We start from the raw sequence: 8,912 nt of genomic DNA, 5'->3' as shown, positions 1-8,912 counted from the left end.
AGGTCTATATTGTTAAAGAGCTTGCTTTGCGAGAAGTTTTTCTCTCAAAGCGGAGGTGCATTCTAGCGATTTAATTGTTAGTGTCAAACACTTTTTTAAACTAATTTTTTGTAGAAGCTTTTTACCTCTTCGACCCTGCTGAAGCCTTGTGACGTCTGCCGTGTCGATGGATGCGCATTATAGGGAGAAGATTTTCTTTGGCAATACTAAAAATGCATTTTTTCTAAAAAAACATGCCAAATGGATATTTTCCATCCAACCCCAAAATTACCCAGAAATAACACTCAGGATTTATACAATTTACCCACAAAAAGCTGTGGATAACTACTCATCGCTATCAAAGAAATAAGAAATACGCGAACGCGGATTTAGATACTCTTTTACTTTATCCGGTAATTTTGACGGATGAATCGCGTTAACTATCTTTATATCTTTTGACGCAAGATCAATGATTGGCGCTTGCGTCCTTGGTACTGATGGATCGTAAACCAAGACATTCGGGAATAATAAATGCGATGCATTCACTGAGATAACCAGGCCGACCATATTATTAGAAAGCTGAACTACGGTACCCGGAGGAAACACGCCCATAAACTTAATTAGGATGTTCAGGTTCTCTTCTTTATATAGGTGTTTACAGTTCTTATATAAATGAGAGAGTGCGGTATAAGGAATCTTTTGGTCTGAGACTATCGGGGTATGACACAAGTTATCAAACGCATTGGCTACAGCAATAATTTGAGCAAACTCGTTGATCTCATCTCCTTTCAGGCCTTTAGGATAACCAGATCCATCTCTTAGCTCATGGTGCTGCGCGATCACAATTCTCGCGACTTCGGGAAAAGCCTCGATTTGACTCGCAAGATCGACGCCATATTTAGTGTGCAACTTTAAGTAGTTGGTTTCTGGCTCTGTTAGAGGTAGTTGCTTTCTTAATATTGCAGTCGGGATTTTTATTTTCCCGATATCATGGAATAGTGCGGAGAAGGAAAGCTCTTTCAACTGTGCTGCTGAGTACCCTTTAGCACGGCCAATCATCATCGAGATAACAGCCACGTTCAATGAGTGGAAATAAATATCTTCAAACTCATTTTTTCCGTTCATCAGATGTAACGTAACATTATCATCGCACATTAACTTCTCGACGATATCTTCAATAAGAAGCTTTGCTTCATCAACTGCTGCTGTCGGACGGTTACGGATTTTAGTCATGACTGAACGCATACGTGCCAGAGAGCGCTCAAACTCTTTTTCACACTGAATCACGCGTCGACGGTATGCACTTAACTTTTCTATGCGGTTCTGTTTTTCTTGCCACATTTTTTGAGTTTCATGATCTAACGACGCTTCATTTGTTACTCTGTCAGCTTGTCTTTGATCAACAGGGAGTGGAACGGCATCGCTTTGCTCTGGATTAAAGTAAACGAACTTTACGCCGAGGTGGCGGATCATCTCGACTTGCTCTTGGTCTTTAATCTTAAAGCTATTGAGTAGAAAGGGGTGATCGTTCCACTTTAGCGGAAGACGGATATGTAATCCGGGTTGAATACGATCGACCGTTAGTTTAATGGCTGCCACTTATTCACTACTGATTTATATTTCTTAAGAGAGTTAGAATACTAGTAAATTTTGTGAATAAATTCATCAGTAACTATCAAAACATCAAACTGTTATTTCTAAGCGACTCACTTAATTAGATAGAAGTAAGCTACTTTAAGGAGCGATCTGCTTTGCGTATTTTAAGCTTGGCCTCGAACACTGGCTTGTCTATTACTTCTTGATCTTTGACTAGCCCCATTAACGTTTGTACCGCTACACGGGCCATGTCACTGATAGGAAAGTGCACTGCTGATACTGTAGGGTAAAGACTTTCACAAAGATCAACACTGTCAAAGCTAGTTAATGAGATTTGCTCTGGTACAGAAATACTGTGCTCGTGTAAGTACTGCATTGCGCCAACCGTCATTTCTTCACTGCACGAAAAGACAGCCGTCACATCAGGGTGTCGTTGTAAAATTGCAGCCATTGCATCATAACCACTTTGCCGACCATAATTCCCTTCTTCACACCAGCTTTCATCAATATCTATACCAGCATCCTTCATTGCATCAATATACCCAAGCTTTCTCAATACACTGTTATGACGTTGGGATGGACCGGCAATACAAGCAATCTTTCGATGACCACCAGCTAAAAGGTGCTCAACGGCAATACGGCTTGCATGATGATGGTTAAAGGTAACACAACGCTCTTCTATTCCTTCCACGTAGCGATCCAGGAGAACGAAAGGTGTAGGCTGTTTAGCTAGTTCACGTAAGTCATCATCTGACAAATAACGACTATGAAGTACATAGCCGTCACAACGTAAATCATTAAAACGCTGAATTGCCTCTTTTTCACCTTGTGCAGAATGATGGCCTTGAGCTGTAATCAAAAACTTCTTATGAATATCCAGCTCGGTCTGAACCTGCTCCATCATCTCGCCAAAGAAGCCCCCCGTATAGTAAGTCACCAATAACCCAACCATATTACTGGATGAGGTTGCGAGTGAACGAGCAATTGCACTGGGACGATAATTCAATTGCGCCATAGCTTGCTCTACTTTTTTTCGAGTTTCCTCGCGAAATTTCCCCTCTCCATTAATAATTCGAGAAACGGTAGAGCGATTTACACCGGCGAGTTCGGCTACATCTTTAATCCTTGCCATAATGCTATTGGGTCCAACTGCAATTGTTATTAAATATTCGTTTGTGTAGAACGGCTGCCAGCAATTCGTAAGGTGCTATAGGGGGCGAAGCTGGCAGCCTTTAATCATACACCGACCATTTGATTGGTAGAAACAAGCTCAGAGTAATCCGTGACAGTTATACCATGATGAGCTAACTGTTCTTTTAAAATGGGAGAGGTAAGAACTTGTAACTCTAGCTCTCGCTGAAGCGCATAGCCACTCTTTAAGATAAGCGCCTGATCGGCCTCTGCCGGGTGGCACATCACCTCAACCAAGTCATAGTCAGCTTTTAAGCTCAATAGATGTGCCATTAAGCCATCCAAGCTCACTTTTTGATCATAAAACTCATCAGTAAAGATATACCTGATTGTCATCGATTCTTGACACAAGCCAGTGCCCCGCAGTGGCACTCGGTATTCATTCGCTACTTCTTTAATAACGGGCAAAATTTGAGGGTGAGTATGCGCGTGATGATGGCTATCTAAGTGGCTTAGCTCTAACCCAAGCGATAAAAAATGTTCCACCTGAGCTTTTGCTTCATCATAAACGACCTGAGTTTCGAAGTCCTGCTTACTCCAAAGTTCGTCATAGTTAATAAAGTGCGCTCGGCCGTTGGTCAAGTTAGGATGCTTCGTTATAGGCACACCTGCTGTAAACCTAAGATGAACGCCAATTTTCAAGTCTGGATTATGGCGAGCTAGTTCTAAGGCATGTTGCTCAGCATCCATACCCACCATCATGGTGGTTGAATGAACCACACCTTGCTGGTGAGCTTTAACGATGCCGCTATTTACACCTCTCGTTAAACCAAAATCATCAGCATTAAAAATGACTTTCATTGGCGTCCTTCCTTAGTACTACAACGTCGTTAGTTTAAATTGAGGTAAATACGGAGCGTTCACCGCTAGGATATCATCCAGGATTGACTTGGCGCGGCCAATGTCAGGCACCAATGGGTTATTGGTTAATGCCATAAGCGCCTTGTCATAATTACCTTCGACAGCAGCTTCTATTGTTAGCTGCTCATACGCTTTAACTTGATAGAGTAATCCTTTGATATTGTTTGACAACTCGCCAACCGCAAGAGGTTTCGCCCCCCAGCTACCAATCACCGCACTACATTCAATCACAGCATCGTCAGGTAGGCCGTTGATCGCTCCATTATTTAAAACGTTAACAACATGAATACTATTACGATTGTTATAAATTGAATCAACTAGGTTCAGTGATGCATCAGAATAATAAGCACCACCCCGCTCCTCTAACTCTTTCGGCTTATGATCGAGGGTAGGATCTTGATAGAGCTTAAATAGCGCATTTTCTGTTTCCATTACCTGCTCAGCACGAGTGCCTTTTTCATCGGCACTTTGTTTCTCTTCAGCAAGCATGGCATCAGTTTGGTAGAAGTAGCGATGATAAGGACATGGTATCGCCCCCAGTGCTTTTAGAAATGCAGGATCCCACGGCTCTTCCCAGATATTCTTCATACTGAAGTTGGCACCATCACCGACTTTCTCTAATACCGTTTGAGTAATATCTTCCCCATTGAGCCATGCTTTGTGTACCCACACGAGATGGTTTAACCCAGCAAACTCAAGTTGTAGCTCTTTTGGCTCGCACTCCATCATTTCTGCAATCATCATTTCCATTGAAACGGGCACATTGCATAAACCAATACTCTTTACTTTGGTGTACTTACTGACCGCTTCGGAAACTAAACCCGCTGGGTTGGTGAAATTGAGCATCCATGCGTTTGGAGCCAACTCTTCAATGTCTTTACAGATATCAAGAATGACCGGAATGGTTCGCAGTGCTTTAGCAAAACCACCAGGGCCCGTTGTTTCTTGGCCGATGACGTCGTACTTGATTGGGATTCGCTCATCGTTAGCGCGTGCAGCAAGGCCACCAACACGAAACTGCGTCATCACAAAATCCGCATCTTTTATCGCAGCACGGCGATCGAAACCGGCTTTTATCTCAATTTTTGCTCCGGCTTTATCGACCATTCGCTGAGCCAATCCTTTGATGATCTCAAGCTTCTCAGCTCCTGACTCAATGTCCACAAAATGGATTTTCTTAACGGGTAAATATTCTAAGCGCTTAATAACCCCTTCAACCAATTCCGGGGTATAGCTACTACCACCGCCAATAATGGCAAGTTTGATCGCCTCTCTAGACATTTTCATCCCCCTTTACTTGTTCGAGATTTTTTTGTTCAGTGCGACGATTTCTACAGCCATCTCTTGAGCCAAAATCGTAGTCATCAGGTGATCTTGAGCATGCACCATCACTAACGTCATCGGGACTTTCCCTTCTCCCTGATCTTCTTCAATAAGCTGAGTCTGTATTAAGTGGGCTTTATTAATGCACTCTCTTGCTTGAGAGAGCTTCTCGTCAGCCGCTTCAAAATCTTGTTCTCGAGATAAACGCAATGCCTCGTAGCTTAAACTTCTGGCTTCACCAGCATTGCAAATGATCTCCATCACAACCAATTCTTGTTCCATCATTTTCTCTCCGAAAATCGGGCCGCGGTAATTGCGGCCCATTAAGCACAGTTAAGCAGTAACGCCTTCGCCTGACGGCTGCGTGTCACCTTTAGTTTCCTTCGTCGTTGGTAGTTCTTGCTCCAACATTTGCTTCTCAAACATTTTGAAGAATGGGAAGTAGATGATTAGATCAAGAATCAATAAACCAATGACGAGCAATACTGGCGCAAAGGTCCAACCGCTACCCCACGAAGCACCTATCAGTGCCGGTGTTGTCCAAGGTGTTGTAGCGACACCCATACCCACAAAGCCGACATGCACAGCAAAATACGCAATCGTAGCGTTGATGACTGGAGCGAAGACGAACGGGATAAACAAGGTCGGGTTCATCACAACTGGGCTACCGAAGATCACTGGTTCGTTGATTTGGAAAAAGCCAGGCACCGCACTCATTCGACCAATGCTCTTAAGGTGAACAGAACGGCTAAACGACATCAGCATAACAAGAGCAAGTGTTGCACCAGAGCCGCCAATAAAGATGTAAAAATCCCAGAACGGTTGAGTAAATACGTTTGGAATCGGTTCACCTGCAACAAAGGCTTCAATGTTGGCACCAATGTTGGTCAAAAAGATTGGAGAAAGCAGTCCAACAACAATTGCAGCACCATGAATACCCGCAAACCAAAGCAGCTGGCAAAGCAATAAAGCGCCAATAATGGCAGGCAATGAGTTAGACGCACTAATTAGCGGTTTAAAGATAGCCATAACAGCATCTGGAATCAGCATGTCGTACTGGGTTTGTACGAAAAGGCTAAGTGGATATAAGGTAATGAATATCGCTAAGACTGGTAGCAATACTTCAAATGATCGCGCAATCGCCGGTGGCACCTGCTCTGGCATGCGAATCGTAATATTGTGCTTTTTCATAAAACGGTAGAGCTCCACCGAGAAAAATGCACACATCACTGCGGTGAAGATCCCGGTTCCGCCCATGTGAGACATAGACAAAGCGCCATCTTTAGCTGGGGCCGCTATGAGTAAAAAAGACATTAGTGACAATACAGCACTCGTGATCCCATCCATCTTGTAAGCCTTCGCTAAACTATAAGCAACGCCCAGCGAAACAAAAATGGTCATGATCCCCATCGACATGTTGTAGGGCATCATTATGGTATCAAAATGTGTAGTGGCGAAATCGAGCCAAATTCGACCAAAAGTAAAGGTTGTATCTTCGGCAAATGGGGGGAATGCAAAAATCAAAATGAAACTACCAACAATAATAAACGGCATTGCGACAATAAAACCGTCTCTCATTGCGCGAACATGGGGCTGATTCCCCACTTTAGCTGCTATAGGGGCTATATGCTTTTCGACTGCGCCTATAATTGCGTCATAAAGCTTCATAGAATCCATCCTTATTTTAGGCAAAAGAATCCCGCATCAAATATTTATATTTGATGTACAGTTATCTTTTTTAATTTAAAACTATGGTTTAGTTAATTAATTCTAATGCTTGCTCTAGTACTTCCTCTCCCTTCATCATTCCATAATGCTGAGGAGAAATCGCGTCAATGTTTTTACCATGCTCTTGCGCCGTTTTTCTTAGCTCTTCTAGCTGAAAACGTACTTGAGGCCCGAGAAGACAAACATCGTACTCTTTAATTGCATCTTCAAATGCATTCACTGACATCGCATCAATTTTGCATTCAATTCCTTTATTTTCAGCAGCTTGCTCCATTTTCTTAACAAGCATACTGGTTGACATCCCTGCGCTACAGCATAAAAGGATCTTTTTCATAGCCTTACTCCCGTTGTGTAAATTTCAACCTACAAAAACTGTAGCAAAAATAACCAAGACAAAAAAGCGCAACCGGTTGCATTATTCGTGAACACAATCCCAATTTAGAAAATACCACCTATTTTTTTGTAATTATTTAGGTCTAGGATAAAAGTCATAAAATAATTTAAGACATCACATTAAGTTTCAAATTATCAATATTTTACTACTGACAACGTCGTTATTAATTTCTTAAAAGGAATAGAGAATGAAATTTAATAAATTGGCTATTGCAACGCTTGTAAGTGCCGCACTATCACAACACTCATTTGCTCAAACCGACTCTAAAGGCACAATTTATCTAACGTTTGATGATGGACCAATCAATGCATCTATTGACGTTATTCAAGTACTTAACCAGGAAGATATCAAAGCGACGTTTTACTTTAATGCTTGGCATTTAGATGGAATTGGTGATGAGAATGAAGACCGTTCCCTAGAAGCCTTAAAGCTCGCATTAGACACTGGTCATATTGTTGCGAACCACAGTTACGATCACATGGTGCACAACTGCGTGGATGAGTTTGGACCGAACAGTGCTGCGGAGTGTAATGCGACCGGGGACCACCAGCTTAACTCGTATCAAGACCCTGTTTACGATGCCTCAATGTTTACGGAAAACTTATCTGTGTTAGCAAAGTATTTGCCGAACATTACAAGCTACCCGAACTACAAGGCAACAGAGTTTGCTAGACTGCCCTACACCAACGGTTGGCGCGTGACGAAAGACTTCAAAGCAGATGGGTTATGTGCCACGTCTGATGACCTGAAACCTTGGGAACCAGGATATGTATGCGATACATCCAACCCATCCAACAGTGTAAAAGCAGCTATCGAGGTTCAAAATATCCTAGCGAATAACGGCTATCAAACTCACGGTTGGGATGTGGACTGGGCACCCGAAAATTGGGGCATTGAAATGCCAGCAAACAGCCTTACAGAAGCAGAAGCATTTCTTGGATATGTGGATTCCGCGTTAAACACTTGTGCACCAACAACGATTAACCCGATCAACTCCAAAGCTCAAGAGTTCCCATGTGGTACACCTTTACACGCCGATAAAGTTATCGTATTAACTCACGAGTTCCTATTTGAAGATGGTAAGCGTGGCATGGGTGCAACGCAAAACCTACCTAAGCTCGCTAAGTTTATACAGTTAGCAAAACAAGCGGGTTATGACTTCGACACAATGGATAACTACACACCGAACTGGCAAGTTGGTCATAACTACGACGCTGGCGATTACGTCTTACACCTAGGTACTGTATACCAGGCTGTAACAAACCATACTGCGCAACAAGATTGGGCACCGTCTCCAACCTCTAGCCTTTGGACAAATGCGGACCCAGCCACTAACTGGACTCAGAATGTTTCCTATAAACAAGGCGATGTAGTGACTTATCAAGGTTTGCGTTATCTAGTTGATGTACCGCACGTGTCCCAAGCAGACTGGACTCCGAACACTCAGAATACCTTGTTCACAGCTCTATAGGCTGTTCTTACTATCACCATGTAGTAGTTTGCGCGAGGCATACCCCTCGCGCTTTTTTGTTTTGAAGATCCAGATACAACAAAGCCCCGACTTTCATCGAGGCTCTGTCTTAAAATATGGTACCGGTGGACGGAGTTGATTGGACTGGCATTCCTGCCGCCACCGCGAAGGCAACGCTAACTTTCTTTTGATATTTACGAACACCTAAAACGACGAAAGGCCGCTATAAAAGCGACCTTTCTAATATGGTACCGGTGGGCGGACTTGAACCGCCACGCCCGAAGGCAACGGATTTTGAATCCGTCGTGTATACCAATTTCACCACACCGGCATCTTTGGGCTATTGCCCTTTGATGGTTGGCATTATAC

The 8,912-nt window shown here is 43.1% G+C and carries 8 protein-coding genes and 1 tRNA gene; 1 reads left to right on the top strand and 8 read right to left on the bottom strand.

Annotated elements, in window-relative coordinates:
* Positions 1-324 precede the first annotated feature (324 nt).
* From R7P64_RS23915 to R7P64_RS23885, 7 genes are all read right to left on the bottom strand, one after another.
* The gene (locus R7P64_RS23915) at positions 325-1,578 is read right to left on the bottom strand and encodes an HD-GYP domain-containing protein (protein WP_005381029.1); all 1,254 of its coding nucleotides are present in this window, start codon (positions 1,576-1,578) and stop codon (positions 325-327) included.
* Positions 1,579-1,708: 130 nt separating this feature from the next.
* Positions 1,709-2,707 (bottom strand): LacI family DNA-binding transcriptional regulator, encoded by a 999-nt coding sequence (locus tag R7P64_RS23910; RefSeq protein ID WP_005381031.1) that lies wholly within the window; start codon positions 2,705-2,707, stop codon positions 1,709-1,711.
* 104 nt (positions 2,708-2,811) lie between these two features.
* A complete protein-coding gene (gene chbG / locus R7P64_RS23905) occupies positions 2,812-3,567 on the bottom strand; it encodes a chitin disaccharide deacetylase (protein ID WP_005385547.1) in 756 nt (251 codons plus the stop codon).
* 18 nt (positions 3,568-3,585) lie between these two features.
* Positions 3,586-4,908 carry a 6-phospho-beta-glucosidase gene (locus R7P64_RS23900; RefSeq protein WP_151514325.1) on the bottom strand — a complete coding sequence of 441 codons (1,323 nt, stop codon included), beginning with the start codon at positions 4,906-4,908 and terminating at the stop codon, positions 3,586-3,588.
* Between the two features lie 12 nt (positions 4,909-4,920).
* Entirely contained in the window at positions 4,921-5,232 is a 312-nt protein-coding gene (locus R7P64_RS23895; RefSeq protein WP_031777269.1) for a PTS lactose/cellobiose transporter subunit IIA, read from the bottom strand.
* A 51-nt stretch (positions 5,233-5,283) separates the two neighbouring features.
* A complete protein-coding gene (locus tag R7P64_RS23890) occupies positions 5,284-6,618 on the bottom strand; it encodes a PTS sugar transporter subunit IIC (RefSeq protein WP_005381064.1) in 1,335 nt (444 codons plus the stop codon).
* A gap of 88 nt (positions 6,619-6,706) precedes the next feature.
* Entirely contained in the window at positions 6,707-7,012 is a 306-nt protein-coding gene (locus tag R7P64_RS23885) for a PTS sugar transporter subunit IIB (protein WP_025767645.1), read from the bottom strand.
* A gap of 247 nt (positions 7,013-7,259) precedes the next feature.
* On the opposite strand from R7P64_RS23885, the gene R7P64_RS23880 reads away from it, so the two are divergent.
* Positions 7,260-8,543 carry a carbohydrate-binding protein gene (locus tag R7P64_RS23880; protein WP_005381066.1) on the top strand — a complete coding sequence of 428 codons (1,284 nt, stop codon included), beginning with the start codon at positions 7,260-7,262 and terminating at the stop codon, positions 8,541-8,543.
* A gap of 246 nt (positions 8,544-8,789) precedes the next feature.
* Here R7P64_RS23880 and R7P64_RS23875 read toward each other — a convergent pair.
* A tRNA-Leu gene (locus tag R7P64_RS23875) sits at positions 8,790-8,874 on the bottom strand.
* Between the last annotated feature and the right edge of the window lie 38 nt (positions 8,875-8,912).

It is taken from the genome of Vibrio sp. 2304 (assembly GCF_033339475.1).
Lineage (GTDB): Bacteria > Pseudomonadota > Gammaproteobacteria > Enterobacterales > Vibrionaceae > Vibrio > Vibrio alginolyticus.
Note: the sequence above shows the minus strand (reverse complement) of the source record. Positions and strands in the feature narration are given on the sequence as shown.